This is a genomic window from Xanthomonas sp. WHRI 7945 (genome assembly GCF_035026585.1).
The window spans coordinates 250864-271493 of the sequence record NZ_JAYIQP010000003.1 but is presented as its reverse complement, the minus strand read 5'-3'; the positions used below and the strand labels follow the sequence as shown (position 1 = coordinate 271493).

The following is a 20630-nucleotide window of genomic DNA, read 5'->3' as shown; positions in this document are numbered from 1 at the left end:
ACAGGGGCGTGCGGTGGCCTGTGAGGCCCCGCGGCATGCGTCGCCACACAGACTCAGACATCCTCGTGGATGCCGCACTCGCGCTTGAGGCCGAAGAAGCGGGTGTCTTCCTCGCGCATGCCCGGTTCCCAGCGGCGGGTGGTGTGGAAGTCGCCGATCGACACGTAGCCTTCCTCCCACAGCGGGTGGTAGGGCAGGCCGTGCTGCTGCATGTACTGCCACAGGTCGCGGTCGCTCCAGTCGGCGATCGGGTTGATCTTGTAGCGCTCGCCGCGCTTCTGCACGAACGGGGTTTGCGCGCGGCTGTCGGACTGGCTGCGGCGCAGGCCGGTGAACCAGGTGCCGACCTTCAGTTCGTCCAGCGCGCGGCGCATCGGCTCGACCTTGCGCAGGTTGTTGTACTGCTCGATGCCGACCATGCCCTGTTCCCACAGGCGGCCGTGGCGCGCCTCCATCCAGGCGCGGCTGACCAGCGGCCGGTACACCTTGAGGTTGAGCTTGAGCCGGTCGCTGAGCGCGTCGGCGAAGCGGTAGGTCTCGGCGAACAGGTAGCCGGTGTCGATCAGGATCACCGGGATCTCCGGCAACTGCTGGGTCAGCAGATGCAGGGTCGCCGCCGATTGCGCGCCGAAGCTCGAGGACAGCGCGGCCTCGGCCGGGCCGTGTTCGAGCGCCCAGGCCACGCGCTGCACCGCGGTCATCGGCGCCAGCAGCGCGTTGACCGCGTCGAGGTCCCATGCCGTCGCCGGGGCGTTGGCGGAGTCGTGTGGGGCGGAGGCGGGCAGGGCGCTCATGCGTGCAGTTCCGAAGGAATGAGATGGCGGTGGGTGGGATAGGCGGGCAGGTCGACCAGGCCGCTGCGGTGCAGGAAATCGCCGAAGCCTTCGTCGGCGTCGCGTTCGCCGGCATAGCGCGCGAACAGCGGGTCCAGCGCGTCGAGGATTTCCGGCTCGGTGATGTTCTCGCGGTACAGCGTGTTCAGGCGCTGGCCGCGGTGGTCGGCGCCGAGCATCAGGTTGTAGCGGCCGGGCGCCTTGCCGACCAGCGCGATCTCGGCCAGGTACGGCCGCGAGCAGCCGTTCGGGCAACCGGAGATGCGCAGCAGGATCGGCGCCTCGCGCAATCCATGCCGGTCCAGCAACGGCTCCAGCTTGCCGGCGAGGTCGGGCAGGTAGCGCTCGGCCTCGGCCATCGCCAGGCCGCAGGTCGGCAGCGCCACGCAGGCCATCGCCGCGCGCGCCAGCGCGGTGCGCGCCTGGTTGCCGGCGTCCAGCGCATGCGCGCGCACCAGGGTGTCGACCGCCTCGCGCTGCGCGGCGGGAATGCCGGCGATGACCAGGTTCTGGTTGGAGGTCATGCGGAAATGCGCGCCATCGCCGTCGCGCTGCAGCAGTTCGGCGATCTCGCGCAGGCCGCTGAGGTGGCGCGCGCCGGCGTCATGGTCGGCGATGCGCCCGGCCGGCAGCGACAGGGTCAGGTGCGCGCGGCCGTCCTCGCCTTCGCTCCAGCCGTAGCGGTCGCCGTTGTGCGCGAAGGAAAACGCGCGGGTCGGCTGCAGCACGATGCCGGCGCGGCGCTGGATCTCGGCGACCACGACATCCAGGCCATGGTCGTCGATGGTGTACTTGAAGCGCGCGCGCTTGCGCACGGTGCGGTTGCCGAGGTCGCGCTGGGTGGTGACCACAGCGGTGGCGACGTCGAGCAACTGGTCGCGTGCAATGAAGCCGATCACATTGGCCACCCGCGGGTAGGTCTCGGCGTCGCCATGGGTCGCGCCCATGCCGCCGCCGATGCTGACGTTGTAGCCGGCCAGTTCGCCGTCGGCGCCGGCCACGCCGATGAAGCCAAGATCGTTGGCGAACACGTCCACGTCGTTGATCGGCGGCAGCGCGAAGCCGATCTTGAACTTGCGCGGCAGGTAGGTGTCGCCGTACACCGGCTCGTCTTCGCGGCCGCTGCCGGCCACTTGCTCTTCGTCCAGCCAAATCTCGTAGTAGGCGCGGGTGTTGGGCAGCAGGTGCTCGGACACCCGCGCCGCGTCGGCGTACAGCGTGGCGTGCGCACGCGAGGCCAGCGGGTTGGCGGCGACCTGCACGTTGCGGTTGACGTCGCCGCACGCGGCCAGCGTGTCGATCAGCGCGGCGTTGATCGCCTGCATCGTCGCCTTGAGCTCGCGCTTGATCACGCCGTGGAACTGGAACGCCTGGCGCGTGGTGACGCGCAGCGAATGGTTGCCGTAGGTGGTGGCGATGGCGTCGAGCTTGAGCCACTGTTCCGGGGTGATCACGCCGCCCGGCGTGCGCGTGCGGATCATGAACTGGTAGGCCGGTTCGAGCTTCTGCCGGCGCCGCTCGTCGCGCAGGTCGCGATCGTCCTGCTGATAGCTGCCGTGGTACTTGATCAGCGTCTGATCGTCCTCGCGCAGCGCACCGGTCACCGGATCGGCCAGGCTCTGCAGCAGCGACCCGCGCAGGCGGCGGCTTTCGGCTTTGATGTCTTCTACGGAGTGGCTCATTTGCGGGACTCGGGACTCGGGACTGGGGACTCGGAAAAGCGCACGATCGCGTACTGAGGCTTCACCGGCTTCCGTTCTTCGAGTCCCGGGTCCCGAGTCCCGAGTCCCGACTTCTCAATAGACATCGCGTGCATACCGCCCCTCCCGCTGCAGCGAGGTGAGATAGGCCGCGGCGTCTTCGGCGCTGTGCGCGCCGTGTTCGACCACGATCTGCTGCAGCGTGGCGTGCACGTCCTTGCCCATGCCGATCGCGCCGCACACGTACAGGTGCGCGCCGTTCTGCAGCCAGTCGTAGACGTCACGGCCGTGTTCGCGCAGGCGTTGCTGCACGTAGACCTTGTGCGGCAGGTTGCCGTCGCGCAGCGGCTGCACGTCGCGCGAGAACGCCAGGTCCAGCCGCTGCAGTTCGCCGCTGCGCAGCGCCTGCTGCCACTCGGCCTGGTACAGGAAGTCCTGGTTGAAGTGGCGGGCGCCGAAGAACAGCCAGTTGCGGCCGCCGGCGCCGCTCTCGGCGCGCTCCTGGACGAAACCGCGGAACGGGGCCACGCCGGTGCCGGGACCGATCATCAGGATGTCGCGGCTGCCGTCGGCGGGTACCCGGAAGCGTTCGTTGGGTTCGATGTAGACCGCGGCGCTGTCGCCTTCGGCCAGGGCGGCGAGATGGCCGCTGGCCGCGCCGCCATGGGCGTGGCCGTGCGCCTGGTAGGCCAGCACGTCGACGGTGAGGTGGACTTCGTCGCCGACCCGCTTGCGGCTGGAGGCGATCGAATACAGACGCGGGGCCAGGGGCCGCAGCGCGTCCAGCAGCGCGCTGTGGTCCCAATCCGCCGGCCAGCGCCGCAGCACGTCGATCACCTGGTGATCGTCCAGCAACGCCGCCAGACCGGCGGTCTGGGTAGGGTCGAGCAGCTGTTCCAGCGCCGGGGCGGCTGAGCGACGGGCGACCGCGGCCAGGAACGGCCGCGATGCCCGGGTCAGTTCGCGATGCGCGGCGAGCCACTCGTGCAGGGGCAGAGTTTCCGCATCGACGGTGACGTGCGCATGACCGTCCAGTCGCGTCGCCGTCAAGACCGCCTCGACCAGCGCCGGCGGATTGCGGTGGCGGATGCCCAGCGCGTCGCCGGGCTCGTAGTGCAGGCCGCTGCCGGCCAGCGACAGCTCCAGGTGGCGCACGTCCTTGTCGGCGTCGCCATGCGCGGCATAGCGCGGACCCTTGAAGTCGCGGCCGCTGATGCGCTGGTTGGCCAGCACCTCGGCGGCGAACGGGCGCGCGTGGCTCCAGCTGGCGCTGGCGGCGCCGCGCAGCGGGGTCACCGTCGCCGACGGCGCGGCCGCGCTCTTCAGCAGTTCGCGCGCCTGCGCCAGCGCCTGGGTACGCCACGGCGTCGCCACGGTGTCGATGTCCAGGTCGGCCTCGCCCAGCGGGACCACCCGCTGCGCGCCGAGTTCGGCCAGGCGCGCATCGATGCGCTTGCCGATGCCGCAGAAGTCGGCGTAGCTGGAATCGCCCAGGCCGAGCACCGCGTACTTCAGCTCGGGCAGCTTGGGCGCGCGCCGGCCCTGCAGGAACTCGACCAGGCCGATCGCATCGTCCGGCGGATCGCCTTCGCCCTGGGTGCTGATGACCACGTACAGCAAACGCTCGTTGGCCAGTTCGCGGGTCGGGTAGGCATCGGCGCGCAGCACCCGCACCGTCAGCCCGGCCGCTTCGGCTTCGGCGGCCAGCTGTTCGGCGGCGCGGCGCGCGTTGCCGGTCTGGCTGCCGTAGACCACGCTCAGCCGCTGCGCGCCCTGGCTGGCCGCCGCACCGCCCGGCAGCACCGCCAGCGACGGCGGCGCATGGCCCTGGCCCTGGGCCAGGCCGGCGGCATAGCCGGACAGCCACCACAGGCTGGCCGCATCCAGCCCCTCCACCGTCCGCGCCAGCAGCGCCTTGCGCTCGTCGGGCAAGGGGCTGGGCGGCAACGCGGGCGAGGCGGCGGTCATGACCGGTCCGGGTGGGAACAAGGGATGACCGATGTTAGGGATCCGTTGCGCAGCGCAGAAAGGAGCAGGGGTTATCGGCTTATGCCCCCCGCTTATTTCAGTGCCCGCCTGGCGCATCACACACTGCCGGCCCCGGTCGCCCCAGGCGCCGCGGGCGCTGCTACCCTCGGCACATCCCTTTCCAAAGAGCCTCGCGTTGTCCCCGATGCAGTCTTCCGCCCTGTCCCACCTCGACCGGCTCGAGGCCGAAAGCATCCACATCCTGCGCGAGGTGGCGGCCGAGTTCCGCAATCCGGTGCTGCTGTATTCGGTCGGCAAGGACAGCTCGGTGCTGCTGCACCTGCTGCTGAAGGCGTTCGCGCCGGCGCCGCCGCCGATTCCGCTGCTGCACGTGGACACGCGCTGGAAGTTCCGCGAGATGATCGCGTTCCGCGACCGCCGCGCCGCCGAGACCGGGGTGGACCTGCGGGTGCACATCAATCCCGACGGCATCGCCCAGGACATCGGTCCGTTTACCCACGGTGCCACCGTGCATACCGACGTGATGAAGACCCAGGGCCTGAAGCAGGCGCTGGACCAGGGCAGGTTCGACGCGGCGATCGGCGGCGCGCGCCGCGACGAGGAGAAGGCGCGGGCCAAGGAGCGGGTATTCTCGTTCCGCAACGACAAGCATCGCTGGGATCCGAAGAACCAGCGCCCGGAGCTGTGGAACCTGTACAACGCCCGGGTCCATGCCGGCGAGAGCGTGCGCGTGTTCCCGCTGTCCAACTGGACCGAACTGGACATCTGGCTGTACATCTACCGCGAGTCGATTCCGGTGGTGCCGCTGTATTTCGCGGCCGAGCGCCCGGTGGTGGAGCGCGACGGCGCGCTGATCCTGGTCGACGACGCGCGGCTGCCGCTGCGCGAGGGCGAAGTGCCGCAGTTGCGGCATGTGCGTTTCCGCACCCTGGGCTGCTACCCGCTGACCGGCGCGATCGAATCGCAGGCCGACACGCTGGAGAAGATCATCGCCGAGATGCTGCTGGCGACCTCGTCGGAGCGGCAGGGGCGGGTGATCGATCAGGATCCGGGCGCGTCGATGGAGAAGAAGAAGTTGGAGGGGTATTTCTGATGGCTATTCATGCGGGACTCGGGACTCGGGACTCGGGACTCGAAAAAGCACCGGAACTTGAGACCCCAGATTCGGCCGTTGGGCGACTGTCTGCGTCCGGCGCGGACTCTCAGTTCGCGGAATCGTCCGAGTCCCGAGTCCCGAGTCCCGAGTCCCGCGGCGACGGCGGCAACGCCATCGCCGCATACCTGCAACAGCACGAACAAAAGCCGCTGCTGCGCTTCATCACCTGCGGCAGCGTCGACGACGGCAAGAGCACCTTGATCGGGCGCCTGTTGTACGACAGCAAGCGCCTGTTCGACGACCAGCTCGCCGCGCTCAGCGCCGACAGCAAGCGCCACGGCACCCGTGGCGGCGAGATCGACTACGCGCTGCTGCTCGATGGCTTGGCCGCCGAGCGCGAGCAGGGCATCACCATCGACGTGGCCTACCGCTACTTCGATACCGACCGGCGCAAGTTCATCGTCGCCGACTGCCCCGGCCACGAGCAGTACACCCGCAACATGGCCACCGGCGCGTCCAGCGCCGACGTGGCGGTGGTGCTGGTCGATGCGCGCAAGGGCCTGCTGACCCAGACCCGCCGCCACAGCTACATCGTCTCGCTGCTCGGCATCCGCCACGTGGTGCTGGCGGTCAACAAGATGGACCTGGTCGGCTTCGACCAGGCCACCTTCGACGCGATCGCCGCCAGCTACCGGGCGCTGGCCGCGCAGCTGGGCATCGCCCAGGTGCAGTGCATCCCGCTGTCGGCGCTGGACGGCGACAACCTGTCGCAGCGGTCCGCGCGCACGCCCTGGTACGCCGGCCCGGCCTTGCTCGAACACCTGGAAGGCCTGGACCTGGAAGCGCGCGACGCCGACAGCGGCCTGCGCCTGCCGGTGCAATGGGTCAACCGCCCTAACCAACAGTTCCGCGGTTTCGCCGGCACGCTCGCGGCCGGCCAGGTGCGCCCGGGCGATGCGGTGGTGGTGCTGCCGTCGGCGCGCCGCTCCACCGTGGCGCGGGTGCTCGACGGCAACGGCGATGTCGCGCACGCGGTGGCCGGGCAGGCGGTGACGCTGACCCTGGCCGACGAGATCGACATCAGCCGCGGCGACGTCATCGCCGCCGCCGGCGACCCGCCGGAAGTGGCCGACCAGTTCGCCGCGCACGTGCTGTGGATGGACGATGCCGCGTTGCTGCCGGGGCGCCCGTACTGGCTGAAGCTCGGCACCCGCACCGTGTCGGCCAGCGTCAGCGAGATCAAGCACCGCATCGACGTGAACACGCAGGAGCGGCTGGCGGCCAAGCGCCTGGAGCTCAACGAGGTCGGCTACTGCAACCTGGCGCTGGACGAACCGATCGCGTTCGAGCCGTACGCGCGCAACCGTGCGCTCGGCGGTTTCATCCTGATCGACCGGCAGAGCAACGCCACCGTCGCCGCCGGCACGCTCGACTTCGCGCTGCGCCGCGCCGGCAACGTGCACTGGCAGCACCTGGACGTGGACAAGACGGCGCGCGCGCGGATCAAGGGCCAGGCGGCGAAGGTGCTGTGGTTCACCGGCCTGTCCGGCGCCGGCAAGTCGACCATCGCCAACCTGGTCGAGAAGCGGCTGCATGCGCAGGGCCGGCACACCTTCCTGCTCGATGGCGACAACGTGCGCCACGGCCTCAACCGCGACCTCGGCTTCACCGACGAGGACCGGGTGGAGAACATCCGCCGCGTCGCCGAGGTCGCCAGGCTGATGGCCGACGCCGGGCTGATCGTGCTGGTCAGCTTCATCTCGCCGTTCCGCGCCGAGCGCGCGATGGCGCGGTCGCGTTTCGAGGACGGCGAGTTCGTCGAGGTGTTCGTCGACGTGCCGCTGCACGTGGCCGAGGCGCGCGACGTCAAGGGGCTGTACGCCAAGGCGCGCGCCGGGCAGATCCCCAACTTCACCGGCATCGATTCGCCGTACGAGGCGCCGGCGCAGCCGGAACTGCACCTGCAGGCCGATGGCGACAACGCCGAGGCGCTGGCGGCGCGGGTGCTGGCCTGGCTGGACGCGCAGGACTGAGCTGCGGCGGCGCGCTGTCCGGCGCACACCGGCAGCTGCGTCGCGTTCGCCGTGAGCGCGACGCGCTGCAGCGCGCATGCAGGGACCGGCGCTACACCGGTCCGCGCGCGCGCATGGGTCCTCGGCCACATGACACCCGGCGCCGCGCGTGCTTAAGTCCACGGCTCCCCGCCGTCGAAGAAGCCGTCCCATGGCCCGCCTGTCGCTTTCCTTGTTGCCTTCTATGTTGGTGCTGTGCTGCGGCGCGGCCTTTGCGCAGGCGCCCGACGCCGTGCCGAGCGGGCGCCTGCCGTCCTGGGCGGTGCCGCAGCACTACGCGCTGGACCTGAAGATCGACCCGGCGCAGCCCGCGTTCAGCGGCACCGCCACGATCCGAGTGCGGCTCGCGCAGGCGTCCGACCACCTCTGGCTGCACGGCAAGGAATTGCGCGTCGCCAAGGCCACGCTGCGCACCGCCACCGGCACGCCGTTCGCGGTGCGCTACGAGCAGGCCGACGCGCAGGCAGGCGTGGCGCGCATCGCGTTCGGACGCGTGCTGCAGCCACAGGAACTGACCCTGACCATCGCCTACAGCGCCCCGCTCAACCAGCAGCTGCAGGGCCTGTACCAGGTCAGATACCAGGGCCATGCTTATGCGCTCACGCAGATGGAGCCGATCAGCGCGCGCTACGCGTTCCCGGGTTTCGACGAGCCATCGCTGAAGACCCCGTTCGCGCTGCGCCTGACCGTGCCCGAGGCCGACCAGGCCCTGGCCAACACCCAGGCCGTCGCCACCAGTCCCGCCGGCAAGGGCTGGAAGACGGTGCGTTTCGCCGAGACCGAGCCGCTGCCGACCTACCTGGTCGCCTACGGCGTCGGCCCGTGGGACGTGGTCGACGCGCCGGCGCTGCCGGCCACGCCGCAGCGCGCGCACGCCACGCCGCTGCGCGGCGTCACCGCGCAGGGCCAGGGGCCGCGCATCCGGCGCGCGCTGGAACAGACCCCGGCCATCATCACCGCGCTCGAGGACTACTACGGCTTCGGCTATCCGTTCGACAAGCTCGACCTGGTGGCCGCGCCGGATTTCTCCGCCGGCGCGATGGAGAACCCGGGCTTCGTCACCTTCCGCGACTGGTTGCTGCTGCTGGACGAGGATTCGCCGCGGCGCAACGTGCAGGGCTCGTTCAACGTCACCGCGCACGAACTGGCGCACCAGTGGACCGGCGACACGGTGACCATGACCTGGTGGGACGACCTGTGGCTCAACGAGGCGTTCGCCACCTGGATGCAGCAGAAGATCACCATGCAGCTGCGCCCGGAGTACCGCGCCGACCTGGACCGCGTCGCATCCGCGCAGACCGCGATGGACAACGACAGCCTGGTCAGCGCGCGCAAGATCCGCCAGCCGATCACCGGCAACGGCGACATCGAGACCGCGTTCGACAGCATCACCTACAAGAAGGGCGCGGCGGTGTTGGGGATGTTCGAGGCCTTCGTCGGCGCCGACACCTTCCGCACCGGGATGCGCAGCTACATCGCCGCGCACCGCTTCGGCAACGCCACCGCCGACGACCTGATTGATGCGATCGCCGTGGCGGCCGGCAAGGGCGACGACTTCAAGGCTGCCTTCCGCAGTTTCCTCGACCAGCCCGGCGTGCCCTACGTGCAGGCCCGGCTGGACCCCGGCAGGCAGGGCGCGGTGCTGCGGCTGCAGCAGCAGCGCTACCTGCCGCTGGGCTCCAGCGGCGAGGCCGCGCGCAGTTGGGGCCTGCCGGTGTGCGTGAAGTACGGCACCGCGCAAGGCGCGCGACGCGCTTGCACGATGCTGTCCGGCGCCGACGGCAGCATCGTGCTGCAGGGCGCCGACAAGAACAGCTGGGTGCTGCCGAACGCCGAGGGCGCCGGCTACTACCGCTTCGGCCTGCCGAAGGCGCAGCTGGACACGCTGGGCCGCCACCTGGATGCGCTCGGCGACGCCGAAAAGCTCGCCTACGCCGATGCCATCGACGCGGCGTTCCGCAGGGGCGATGCCGACAGCGCCGACGTGGTCGCGGCGATGCAGAGGCTAGCGCCGGCGCCGGCCGCGCCGGTGGCGACCGCGCTGGTCGACCGCTTCGGCTGGATCTGGCGCGTGCTGGCGACCGACGACGCCCAGCGCGCCGCGCTGCGCAGCCAGGCCGAGCAGGCGTTCGGCGCGCGCCTGCAGGCGCTGGGCTACCGGCGCCGCGCCAGCGACAGCGCCGACGACGTGGCGCTGCGCACGGATCTGGCCAGCCTGCTCGGCGTGGAGCTGGGCGTGCCGGCGGTGCGCCAGGCGCTGCTGGCGCAGGGCGATGCGGTGCTGGCCGGCAACAACGGCCATGGCCCGGACTTCGCCGCCGCCGATCCGGACCTGCTCGGCAGTGCGTTGGCGGTGGCGGTGCAGGAGCGCGGCGACGCGGCCGTGGACACGCTGCTGGCGGCGCTGCGCAGTCATGGCGAACCGGCGCAGCGCAACGCGATGATCGCCGCGCTGTCGATGGTGCGCGATCCGCGGCAACTGCAGAAGGTGCGCGATTTCGCGCTGACCGACGCGGTCAAGGTCGGCGAGATGACGAGCCTGCTGATGGGCGCGCATGCCGATGCCGCCACCCATGAATCCATGTGGAGCTGGTACACCGCCCACTTCGACCGCCTCGTCGCGCGGTCCGGGTCCTTCGACGGCGGCCGCCTGCCGGCGCTGGCCGCGTCCGGCGGTTGCGAGGTGGCCGAGGCCGAGCGCCTGGAGGCGTTCTTCACGCCGCGCCTGCAGCAGCTCAGTGGCGCCGATCGCGGCCTGGCGCAGACCGCCGAGACGATCCGGCTGTGCAGCGCGCTGCGGCAGCAGCAGCGCGCCGCGCCGCTCGTGCGCTGAGGCACGGATGCCGCCGCGCCGGCATTGCCGGCCGCGGCGACGTTGCGCATGCTATGGCGGCAGGGATGCGGTAGGGATCCGGGGCGACCGCTCCGGAGGCCGCGTCCACGCGGCGGCGGCGCGAGTGGCGCAGCGGCCGCACGACGTTCAGGGGGAACGCGTGGATCCGAAGATGCAGGCCTTGCTGGCCAGGACCAATGTCACAGAGCTGGTCGCGCCGGCGGCCGTGGAACAGGTGACCGATCAGCCGGTGCGCCCGGAACCGCCACCGACGCAGCGTCCGCTGCACTCCACCAGCGACCCGTTCCAGTACCACCTGGCGACCACCGAGATCGTCGGCAAGCTGCAGGACCGGCGGACCAAGCCGGCGTTGCGGGTGTTCGGCTGGTTCGCCTTCGGCCTGCCGATGGCGGTGTTCGGCGTGCTGCTGTTGCAGCTGACCTGGTACGACAGCGCGCTGCAGGCGTGGAAGATCCCGCACAGCGCCGGCCAGGCGCTGCGCGCGCTGTTCGGCAGCGCTTGCGCGCTCGCGTTCATGGCGGCGTACCCGTATTTCACCCGCCGTCGCGGGTCCGGCTCCGCCTGAGCGGCCATCCGGTTCGAGGACCTGGCGCCCGCGCCGCCAGGGGCGTGGCGGCAGGCGCTGGCAAAGGCGTCCGGCGGCGCTGGCAAGGGTCGTTGGTCATGGCCGGTCTGTGTCAACGACCGTCACGTCGTCCCGTTAAACTGGGCTGAACCTCTTGCGTCCGGGATGCTCATGCCGCACCGACCACGCGCCGGCGTCCGCCTGGCGTGCCTCGTCTCGCTGTCCATCGCCCTGATCGCCTGCGGCAAGCCGCCCGCGCCGGCGAAGAGCGCCGATGCCGTGCCGGTGACGCTGCAGACGGTTGAGGTGCGTCCGTGGAGCGACAGCCTGTCGTCGCTGGGCACGGTCAAGGCGCGCGAATCGGTGACGCTGACCGCCAAGGTCAGCGAGATCGTGGAGCGAGTGCATTTCGACAGCGGCCAGGAAGTGGCGGCTGGCGCGCCGCTGGTGACGCTGCGCGGGCAGAGCCAGCAGGCCGCGCTGCGCGAGGCCGAGGCCACCTTCACCGAGGCCGAGCAGCTGTACCGGCGGCAGAGCGAGCTGGTCGGCCGGCAACTGGTGTCGCGCGCGCAGCTGGACACGCAACGCGCGCTGCGCGATGCCGCCGAGGCGCGGGTGCTGCAGATGCGCGCGGACATCGGCGACCGCAGCGTGCGCGCGCCGTTCGCCGGCGTGCTCGGCCTGCGCCAGATCAGCCCCGGCTCGCTGCTGACCCCGGATGCGACGATCGCCACGCTCGACGACGTGGCGCGGGTCTACGTGGACTTCCAGGTGCCGGAGGCGGCGATGGCCTCGGTAGCGGTCGGCGACAAGGTCGGCGGCGCCAGCGTGGCCTATCCGGGGCGCAGCTTCGAGGGCGTCGTCAGCACCGTCGATGCACGGGTGGACAGCGCCACCCGCGCGATCACCGTGCGCGCCGATTTCGACAACGCCGACCGCGCACTGCGCCCGGGCATGCTGATGGACGTGCGCCTGTACCGGCCGGAGCGGCAGGCGCTGGTGATCCCGGAGATCGCGGTGGTGCAGGTCGGCCGCGAGTCGTTCGTGTACCGGGTCGGTGCCGACGCCAAGGTCGAGCGCGCCGACGTGCGCACCGGCGTGCGCCGCAGCGGCCTGGTCGAGATCCTGGACGGGCTGGCCGCCGGCCAGCGCATCGTCGTCGACGGCACCGGCAAGCTGCGCCCGGGCGTGGCGGTGGTCGATACCGCCGCTGCGGCGCCCGGCGCCGGTGGCACGAACGGCGCCGCGGACCGCGGCCGATGAAACTATCGGACGTCTCGATCACGCGGCCGGTGTTCGCCGCGGTGATGAGCCTGCTGCTGGTGGTGCTGGGGGTGATGGCGTACAGCCGGCTGACCCTGCGCGAGCTGCCGGCGATCGATCCGCCGATCGTCTCGGTGGAGGTGCGCTATCCCGGCGCATCGGCGGCGGTGGTGGAAAGCCGCATCACCCAGGTGCTGGAGGATGCGCTGGCCGGCATCGAAGGCATCGAGACGATCGAGGCGCGCAGTTCCAACGGCGTGGCCGACATCAGCATCGAGTTCCGCGTCAGCCGCGACATCGAGGCCGCCGCCAACGACGTGCGCGATGCGGTCAGCCGGGTGCTGGACCGCATGCCGGACGAGGCCGATCCGCCGGAGATCGCCAAGGTCGAGGCCGATGCCGACGCCATCATCTGGCTCAACATGAGCTCCAGCACGATGGACGCGCTGCAGCTGTCCGACTATGCCGAGCGCTACGTGGTCGACCGCCTGTCCAGCATCGATGGCGTGGCCCAGGTGCGGCTGGGCGGGCGCCAGCGCTATGCGATGCGGATCTGGCTGGAGCGCGACCAGCTGGCCGCGCGCGGGCTCACCGTCGCCGACGTGGAAGCGGCGCTGGCGCGCGAGAACGTGGAACTGCCGGCCGGGCGGCTGGAATCGGCCGACCGCGACTTCACCCTGCGCGTGGAGCGCGGCTACCGCACGCCGGCGGACTTCGCCGCGATCCCGCTGCGCAAGGGCAGCGACGGCTACGTGGTGCGGCTGGGCGACGTGGCCAAGGTGGAGCTGGCCTCGGCCGAACGCCGCGCGTACTTCCGCAGCAACGGCGTGCCCAACGTCGGCCTGGGCATCGTCAAGACCTCCACCGCCAACAGCCTGGACGTGGCCCGCGCCGCGCGCGCAGCCGCGCAGCAGATCCAGCAGAGCCTGCCCAAGGGCACCAACATCTTCGTCGCCTTCGATACCACCGTGTTCATCGACGCCTCGGTGGAGCGCGTGTACCACACGCTGATCGAGGCGGTAGTGCTGGTGCTGGTGGTGATCTGGCTGTTCCTGGGCAGCGTGCGCGCCGCGCTGATCCCGGCGGTGACGGTGCCGGTGTGCCTGATCGCCGCGTTCATCGCGCTGTACGCGTTCGGTTTCTCGATCAACCTGCTGACCCTGCTCGCGCTGGTGCTGTGCATCGGCCTGGTGGTGGACGATGCGATCGTGGTGGTGGAGAACATCCAACGCCGCGTGGACCTGGGCGAACCGGCGCTGGTCGCCGCGCGCCGCGGTACCGCGCAGGTCGCGTTCGCGGTGATCGCCACTACCGCGGTGCTGGTGGCGGTGTTCCTGCCGGTGGGCTTCCTGGAGGGCAACACCGGCCGCCTGTTCCGCGAGCTGGCGGTGGCGCTGGCCGCGGCGGTGGCGATCTCCGCGTTCGTCGCGCTGACGCTGACGCCGATGATGTCGTCCAAGCTGCTCAAGGCGCACGCCAAGGAGAAGCCCAACCGCGTGCACGGCTGGATCGAGGCGCGGTTGCAGGGCATCAGCAACCGCTACCGGCGCGTGCTCGAGCGCCACGTCGGCCGCTACTGGCTGTTCGGTGCGCTGATGCTGGCGGCGGTCGCGGCCAGCGCATTGCTGGCGCGAATCATTCCGTCGGAACTGGCGCCGGCGGAGGACCGCGGGTCGTTCCAGGTCATGATCGATGCGCCCGAGGGCGCCGGTTTCGACTACACCGTGGGGCAGATGCACCAGGTGGAGAGCATCCTCGATCGCCACCGCGGCGAGGACAAGCCGATCCGGCGCGCCAACCCGCGCGTGCCCGGCAGTTTCGGCGTCAGCGAGGAGATGCATACCGGGCGGGTCAGCGTGTTCCTGCAGGACTGGGGACAGCGCGAAGTGGCCACCGCCGCCGTCGCCGCGCAGCTGCAGCAGGAACTGGCCGCGCTGCCCGGCGTGCGCGCGCGCACCCAGGTCGGCGGCGGCCTGGTCAACAGCCGCGGGCAGCCGTTCCAGATCGTGCTCGGCGGCCCCGACTACGCCGAGATCGCGCAGTGGCGCGACCGCATCCTGGCGCGCATCGGCGACAACCCGGGCCTGGTCGGCGCCGATTCGGACTACAAGGAAACCCGGCCGCAGATGCGCGTGGAGATCGACCGCCAGCGCGCCGCCGACCTCGGCGTGCCGGTCACCGAGATCGGCCGCGCCCTGGAAACGCTGATGGGCGCGCGCCAGGTCACCACCTTCGTCGACAACGGCGAGGAATACGACGTGATGCTGCAGGCCAGCCGCGACGGCCGCGCCACCCCGGACGACCTGGCCGCGATCCGCGTGCGCGCCGACGGCGGCCAGCTGATCCCGCTGTCCAACCTGGTGACGCTGCGCGAGGTCGCCGAGCCGGGCAACCTGCACCGCTTCAACCGCTTGCGCGCGATCACCATCAACGCCGGCCTGGCCCCGGGCTATCCGCTCGGCGAAGCGATCGTCTGGGCGCAGCAGGTGGCGCGCGAAGAACTGCCGGACTATGCGCAGATCGACTGGAAGGGCGAATCGCGCGAATACCAGAAGGCCGGCGGCGCGGTGCTGCTGACCTTCGCGCTGGCGCTGCTGATCGTGTACCTGGTGCTGGCGGCGCAGTTCGAGAGCTTCATCCATCCGCTGGTGATCATGCTCACCGTGCCGCTGGGGGTGCTCGGCGCGCTGATCGGCCTGGCGCTCAGCGGCGGCACGCTCAACCTGTTCAGCCAGATCGGCATCGTCATGCTGGTCGGGTTGGCGGCCAAGAACGGCATCCTGATCGTGGAGTTCGCCAACCAGCTGCGCGACGAGGGCCGCAGCGTGCGCGAAGCCATCGTCGAATCGTCGGCGGTGCGGCTGCGGCCGATCCTGATGACTTCGCTGGCCACCGTGGTCGGCGCGATCCCGCTGGTGGTCGCCGGCGGACCCGGCTCGGCCAGCCGCGCCACCATCGGCATCGTGGTGATCTTCGGGGTGTCGGTGTCCACGCTGTTGTCGCTGTTCGTGGTGCCGGCGTTCTACGCGCTGCTGGCGCCGTACACGCGTTCGCCGGACGCGCTGAAGCAACGCCTGCAGCACCTGGAGGCGCAGACGCCGTCGGTGGGCGGCCACGCCTGAGCGCGGCGCCGGCGCGGCTCAGCGTGGGTCCGGCTGCGCCTAGCTAGCCGCCACGGCGCGCGCAGGCCCTGCCGACAGGCACGCAACGCTCCGGTTATGCTCGGCCGCTCATCCGCACGAGAGACCGCTGATGCCCGATGACACCTGCGCCGCGGCCTGGCGCGAGCTGCGCCTGAGCGTGGACGACATGCAGCTGCGCCGTTGGCGCCGCGACGATCTCGATGCGCTGCTGCGCCATGCCGACGATGCGCAGGTGGTGCGCGGACTCAGCGAGCGTTTCCCGCATCCCTACACCCGCGCCGACGGCGAAGCGTTCCTGGGCGGGCACGTGGTCGACCTGAGCCAGCCGGTGCTGGCGATCGAGATCGGCGGCGAGGCCTGCGGCGGCATCGCCCTGCGCCCCGGCCACGGCGAGCGCGCGCATGCGGCGGAACTGGGCTACTGGCTGGGGCGCCAGCACTGGGGCCAGGGCCGGATGACGCGGATCGTCGCCGCGTACCTGGACTGGGCGGTTCCCGCGCTCGGGCTGTTGCGCGTGGAGGCCACCGTGCTGGACGGCAACGCGGCCTCGGCGCGGGTGCTGGAGAAGAACGGGTTCGTGCGCGAAGGCGTGCGCCGCGGCGCGCTGCGCAAGCAGCAACGGCTGCACGACCTGCTCCTGTTCGGCCGCCTGCACGTGCCGCGGTGAACGCCGCGCTTCGCGGTCATCGCCGATTCATGCACAATCGAACCAGCCCCCGTCGCCGGGGCATCCTTCTTGCGCCTCGGGGAACTGCGTGGAATCGATCATCACAGCATTGAACGGCTTGATCTGGAGCAAGGCGCTGATCTTCATGTGCCTGGCCGCCGGCCTGTACTTCACCATCCGCACCCGCTTCATGCAGGTGCGCGGCTTCGTCGAGATGCTGCGGCTGACCATCGGCGGGCAGAAATCCGACGCCGGCGTGTCCTCGTTCCAGGCGCTGGCGATGTCCATGGCCGGCCGCATCGGCATCGGCAATATCGCCGGCGTGGCCACCGCCATCGCCTTCGGCGGGCCGGGCGCGATCTTCTGGATGTGGGTGATGGGCTTCTTCGGCGCCTCCACCTCGTACATCGAATCGACCCTGGCGCAGATCTACAAGGTCAAGGACGCCGACGGCCGCTACCGCGGCGGTCCGGCCTACTACATCGAAAAGGCGATGGGCCTGAAGTGGTACGCGCTTCTGTTCGCGATCGCCACCATCGCCGCCACCGGCTTCCTGATGCCCGGCGTGCAGGCCAACGCGATCGCCGACAGCGTGGTCAACGCCTGCCGCGGCGGCCCGCTGTGCGGCCCGCTCGACGGACTGTGGATGGGGCTGCCGGCGGCGCAGGCGCTGAAGCTGGGCATCGGCATCACCGTCGCGCTGCTGCTGGCGGTGATCATCTTCGGCGGGGTCAAGCGCATCGCCAACTTCGCCGAGATCGTGGTGCCGTTCATGGCGCTGGGCTACATCCTGATGGCGGTGGTGGTGATGGCGCTCAACGCCGAGCGCGTGCCGGAGATGTTCTCGCTCATCTTCCGCAGCGCGTTCGGCGCGCACGCCGCGTTCGGCGCGCTGCTGGGCCTGGCGGTGGAGTGGGGGGTCAAGCGCGGCATCTACGCCAACGAGGCCGGGCAGGGCACCGGTCCGCACGCCGCCGCGGCGGCCGAGGTCTCGCATCCGGCCAAGCAGGGCTACGTGCAGGCGTTCGCGATCTACTTCGACACGATGATGGTGTGCACCGCGACCGCGTTCCTGATCCTGGCCACCGGCAAGTACAACGTGTACGCGCCCAGCGGCGGCGAGCCCCTGTTCTCCGGCGTGCGCGGCGTGCAGGAAGGCCCGGGCTACGCGCAGGCCGCGGTGGACGCGATCCTGCCCGGCTGGGGCGCGGGCTTCGTGGCGCTGGCGCTGTTCTTCTTCGCCTTCACCACGATCATGGCCTATTACTACATGGCCGAGACCAACCTCAGCTACATCAACGGCAACCGCCGGCGCCCGCTGACCGTGCTGGTGCTGCGGCTGGGCATTCTGGGCATGGTGATCTTCGGCGCGTTCCACGACGCCAAGCTGGCGTGGTCGCTGGGCGACATCGGCGTGGGCCTGATGGCCTGGCTCAACATCATCGCCATCCTGATCCTGCAGAAGCCGGCGCTGCTGGCGTTGCGCGACTACGAGCGGCAGAAGAAGGCCGGACTGGATCCGGTATTCGATCCGGTGCCGCTGGGCATCAAGAACGCCGACCTGTGGCACGAGCGCCTGCAGCAGGCGTCGCGCAAGGAGTGATCGGCGTAGGCCGTGCCCGGGTATGACCGGGCCGGCACGCGGCACTGCGCTGGCAGCGTCGCGCCAGCTGCTCCGCCCGCTGACGCGCATCGCCAGCGGGCGGAGCGACGGCGCGCGATGTGACGGCAACGCCATCGGTGTGGCGGCAAATCCTCGCCGCCGCATCCGAAGCCGGTAACCGCAATGCGTCTTGCCGCGCCGACGCCGACCGGCCGGACCGCGGGCGCTTGGCCATGCGTGCAGCGGTTTTCACCGGCGATGCCGGGGATGAGCGAAAATCACCCGGTCGCGCCGATGCGGCGCGTTGCCGTTGCTCCAGGAGACCTTGCCCATGTGCCATGTCCTTACTTTCCCGTGCGCCGTCCGCGCGCCGGGCACCACGCGGTCGAGCGTGCCGCGATGAACAATCCCTGGGGCAAGAGCCCGCGCGGCCCGCGCCCGCCGGCGCCGCCCGAACGCGCCGCCGCCGCACCGCGCGCGGCCGACGCCAATCGCGGCGAACTGCGCCTGTACGGGCTCAACGCGGTGCGCGCGGTGCACGCGCGCCGGCCCGAGGCGATCCGCAAGCTGTACCTGGCCGAGGCGCGGATCCCGGCGCTGCAGCCCTTGCTCAAGTGGTGCGCGGCCAATCGCGTCGGCTACCGGATCGTGGACGAGGCCGATCTGAACAAGCTCGCGGCCAGCGCGCACCACGAAGGCGTGGTCGCCGACGTGCTGCGCGAGGACGCGTTGCCGCTGGCGGCCTGGCTGCAGTCGCTGGCCCCGGGCCCGGCGCTGGCGCTGTGGCTGGACGGAGTCGGCAACCCGCACAACTTCGGCGCGATCCTGCGCTCGGCCGCGCATTTCGGCGCCGCCGCGATCCTGCTGCCGGAGACGGCGACGCTGGCGCTGTCCGGCGCCGCCGCGCGCGTGGCCGAAGGCGGCGCCGAGGCGGTGCCGCTGGTGCGGCTGCCGCCGACCGAACAGGCCCTGGCGCAGTTGCGCGCGGCCGGCTTCGCGCTGGCGGCGACGCTGGTGGACGGCGGCGCCGACGTGTTCGCCGCGGCGCTGCCGCCGCGCCTGGTGTACGTGATGGGCGCCGAGAGCGAGGGCATGGACCGCGCCTTCGCGCAGGCCTGCGAACTGCGCCTGTCGATCCCCGGCAGCGGCGCGGTGGAGAGCCTCAACGTCGCCGCCGCCACCGCGGTGCTGCTCGGCGCCTGGCGCGCGCAGCAGGGCACGGCGCGGTGACGCCGCTGCTGCGGCGTTGCCTGGCGTACGCGTGCCTGCTGCTCGCCGCTGCGCCGGTCGCCGCGGCAACGGCCGCTGCCGGACCGGCGCCGCAGGTGACCTTGCCCGCGGGCACGCTGCGCGGCCAGACCCAGGCCGACGGCAGCGTGCTGTTCCGCGCCATCCCGTTCGCCGCGCCGCCGACCGGCGCGCGCCGCTGGCGTGCGCCGCAGGCGCCGGCACGCTGGCGCGGCGTGCGCGACGCCAGCCAGCCGGCGCCGACCTGCGCGCAGCCGGCGATCGGATGGAACACTGCGCTGGCGCAGCGCTCCAGCGAAGACTGCCTGTACGTGGAAGTGCAGACCCCGCGGCTGGACCCGGCGGCGAAACGGCCGGTGATGGTGTGGATCCACGGTGGCGCCAACGTCGCCGGCGGCGCCGACATCCTGCCGTCCTCGCTGGTGCAGCAGGACGTGGTGCTGGTCACCGTGCAGTACCGGCTGGGCGTGTTCGGCTTCCTGTCGCTGCCCGAGCTGAGCGCCGAGTCAGGGCAGCGCGCCTCCGGCAACTATGCCCTGCTCGACCAGATCGCGGCGCTGCGCTGGGTGCGCGACAACATCGCCCGCTTCGGCGGCGACCCGGCGCAGGTGACGATCTTCGGCCAGTCCGCCGGCGCGCAGGACGTGGGCCTGCTGCAGTTGTCGCCGCTGTCCAAAGGACTGTTCCGCGCGGCGATCGAACAGAGCGGCACCGCCGGCTTCGGCCTGCCGCCGCGCAGCCTGGGCGAGAACGAGGCGCTCGGCGCGGCAATCGCGCAGCGCGCCGGGATCGGTGCGGCGCAGCGCCTGCCGGCGTTGCGGCGGCTTCCGGTCGCGCGCTTGCTGCAGGCCGCGCAGGGCGTCGATGTGCCCGCGCTGGACGACGACGGCTATGTCTGGCTGCAGGCCATCGTCGACGGCTATGTACTGCCGCGCGCACCGGCGGCGATGCTGGCCGCCGGCGAACAGCACCGCGTGCCGCTGCTGCTGGGCAGCGTGGCGCAGGAACTGACCTATGGCGGCGCCGGCGGCGCCGAGGCACGCTTGCATCGCGACTATCCGGCGCAGGCCGCACGGGTGCTGGCGCCATCTCGCGCGGCTGCCGCCGCGCCCGACGCGCGCTACGGCGACGCGGCGATGCAACTGGCCACCGACCTGACGTTCCGCTGCCCGGCGCTGGCGGTGGCGCGCGCGCAGGCGCGGCAGGGCGTGCCGGTATGGCACTACGAATTCGATCTGGCCGCGCCCGGCGGCAGCGTGACCCACAGCGCCGAACTGCCGTTCGTGTTCAAGGGCCTGCCGATCGGCCAGCCGCCGCTGAACCTGCAGCGCTACTGGGCCGCGTTCGCGCGCAGCGGCGATCCGAACGTCGCCGGCCTACCGCGCTGGCCGGCATTCGCGCCGACCCAGGCCTCGCTGCGTTTCGACCAGGATGGCGCGCACGCGGTGACCGGCTTGCGCCGCGAGGCGTGTGCGCTGCTCGATCTGCCGTAGCCAAGACTGCCGCTGCTGCCGCCCGTAGCGGCTTGACGTCAGGGCGGTCCGCCGCAGCCCTTCCATGCGGGCTGCTGTGCCATGACCCGATCGCGATGCGTGCC

13 protein-coding genes are annotated in these 20630 nt (G+C 71.3%); 10 read left to right on the top strand and 3 right to left on the bottom strand.

Translation table 11 applies throughout. The annotated features are described in order from the left end of the window. Positions 1–53: 53 nt before the first annotated feature. From VDQ83_RS04265 to VDQ83_RS04255, 3 genes are all read right to left on the bottom strand, one after another. A complete protein-coding gene (locus VDQ83_RS04265) occupies positions 54–794 on the bottom strand; it encodes a phosphoadenylyl-sulfate reductase (protein WP_263395500.1) in 741 nt (246 codons plus the stop codon). Then, positions 791–2515 carry an assimilatory sulfite reductase (NADPH) hemoprotein subunit gene (gene cysI / locus VDQ83_RS04260; protein ID WP_455433973.1) on the bottom strand — a complete coding sequence of 575 codons (1725 nt, stop codon included), beginning with the start codon at positions 2513–2515 and terminating at the stop codon, positions 791–793. Before cysI ends, VDQ83_RS04265 begins: the two co-directional genes overlap by 4 nt. A 114-nt stretch (positions 2516–2629) precedes the next feature. Beyond that, positions 2630–4501 carry an assimilatory sulfite reductase (NADPH) flavoprotein subunit gene (locus tag VDQ83_RS04255; RefSeq protein ID WP_455433972.1) on the bottom strand — a complete coding sequence of 624 codons (1872 nt, stop codon included), beginning with the start codon at positions 4499–4501 and terminating at the stop codon, positions 2630–2632. 205 nt (positions 4502–4706) lie between these two features. Here VDQ83_RS04255 and cysD point away from each other — a divergent pair, with 205 nt between their 5' ends. From cysD to VDQ83_RS04205, 10 genes are all read left to right on the top strand, one after another. Next, positions 4707–5615 (top strand): sulfate adenylyltransferase subunit CysD, encoded by a 909-nt coding sequence (gene cysD / locus VDQ83_RS04250; RefSeq protein ID WP_309914654.1) that lies wholly within the window; start codon positions 4707–4709, stop codon positions 5613–5615. Continuing rightward, on the top strand, positions 5615–7651 hold the full coding sequence (gene cysN / locus VDQ83_RS04245; RefSeq protein ID WP_455433971.1) for a sulfate adenylyltransferase subunit CysN: 2037 nt from the start codon (positions 5615–5617) through the stop codon (positions 7649–7651). The genes cysD and cysN overlap by 1 nt, the downstream gene beginning before the upstream one ends. Before the next feature lie 190 nt (positions 7652–7841). After that, on the top strand, positions 7842–10523 hold the full coding sequence (locus tag VDQ83_RS04240; protein ID WP_455433970.1) for a M1 family metallopeptidase: 2682 nt from the start codon (positions 7842–7844) through the stop codon (positions 10521–10523). 160 nt (positions 10524–10683) lie between these two features. Continuing rightward, positions 10684–11109 (top strand): hypothetical protein, encoded by a 426-nt coding sequence (locus VDQ83_RS04235; RefSeq protein WP_309921122.1) that lies wholly within the window; start codon positions 10684–10686, stop codon positions 11107–11109. A gap of 171 nt (positions 11110–11280) precedes the next feature. After that, on the top strand, positions 11281–12372 hold the full coding sequence (locus VDQ83_RS04230; protein WP_455433969.1) for an efflux RND transporter periplasmic adaptor subunit: 1092 nt from the start codon (positions 11281–11283) through the stop codon (positions 12370–12372). Next, complete coding sequence (locus VDQ83_RS04225) at positions 12369–15494, top strand: efflux RND transporter permease subunit (protein WP_455433968.1); 3126 nt, start codon at positions 12369–12371, stop codon at positions 15492–15494. Before VDQ83_RS04230 ends, VDQ83_RS04225 begins: the two co-directional genes overlap by 4 nt. 130 nt (positions 15495–15624) lie before the next feature. After that, a complete protein-coding gene (locus tag VDQ83_RS04220; protein ID WP_309921128.1) occupies positions 15625–16182 on the top strand; it encodes a GNAT family N-acetyltransferase in 558 nt (185 codons plus the stop codon). A 145-nt stretch (positions 16183–16327) separates the two neighbouring features. Beyond that, on the top strand, positions 16328–17785 hold the full coding sequence (locus tag VDQ83_RS04215; protein WP_455434013.1) for an alanine/glycine:cation symporter family protein: 1458 nt from the start codon (positions 16328–16330) through the stop codon (positions 17783–17785). 399 nt (positions 17786–18184) lie between these two features. After that, positions 18185–19015, top strand: coding sequence for a TrmH family RNA methyltransferase (locus VDQ83_RS04210; protein WP_309921133.1), 831 nt, complete (start codon positions 18185–18187; stop codon positions 19013–19015). Positions 19016–19020: 5 nt separating this feature from the next. Further along, entirely contained in the window at positions 19021–20526 is a 1506-nt protein-coding gene (locus tag VDQ83_RS04205) for a carboxylesterase/lipase family protein (RefSeq protein ID WP_455434012.1), read from the top strand. Positions 20527–20630: the final 104 nt, after the last annotated feature.

Excerpts from the sequence above, each read along its gene's own strand:
- VDQ83_RS04265 (WP_263395500.1), bottom strand. The coding sequence starts at position 794 with ATGAGCGCCCTGCCCGCCTCCGCCCCACACGACTCCGCCAACGCCCCG.
- cysI (WP_455433973.1), bottom strand. The coding sequence starts at position 2,515 with ATGAGCCACTCCGTAGAAGACATCAAAGCCGAAAGCCGCCGCCTGCGC.
- VDQ83_RS04255 (WP_455433972.1), bottom strand. The coding sequence starts at position 4,501 with ATGACCGCCGCCTCGCCCGCGTTGCCGCCCAGCCCCTTGCCCGACGAG.
- cysD (WP_309914654.1), top strand. The coding sequence starts at position 4,707 with ATGCAGTCTTCCGCCCTGTCCCACCTCGACCGGCTCGAGGCCGAAAGC.
- cysN (WP_455433971.1), top strand. The coding sequence starts at position 5,615 with ATGGCTATTCATGCGGGACTCGGGACTCGGGACTCGGGACTCGAAAAA.
- VDQ83_RS04240 (WP_455433970.1), top strand. The coding sequence starts at position 7,842 with ATGGCCCGCCTGTCGCTTTCCTTGTTGCCTTCTATGTTGGTGCTGTGC.
- VDQ83_RS04230 (WP_455433969.1), top strand. The coding sequence starts at position 11,281 with ATGCCGCACCGACCACGCGCCGGCGTCCGCCTGGCGTGCCTCGTCTCG.
- VDQ83_RS04225 (WP_455433968.1), top strand. The coding sequence starts at position 12,369 with ATGAAACTATCGGACGTCTCGATCACGCGGCCGGTGTTCGCCGCGGTG.
- VDQ83_RS04220 (WP_309921128.1), top strand. The coding sequence starts at position 15,625 with ATGCCCGATGACACCTGCGCCGCGGCCTGGCGCGAGCTGCGCCTGAGC.
- VDQ83_RS04215 (WP_455434013.1), top strand. The coding sequence starts at position 16,328 with ATGTGCCTGGCCGCCGGCCTGTACTTCACCATCCGCACCCGCTTCATG.
- VDQ83_RS04210 (WP_309921133.1), top strand. The coding sequence starts at position 18,185 with ATGAACAATCCCTGGGGCAAGAGCCCGCGCGGCCCGCGCCCGCCGGCG.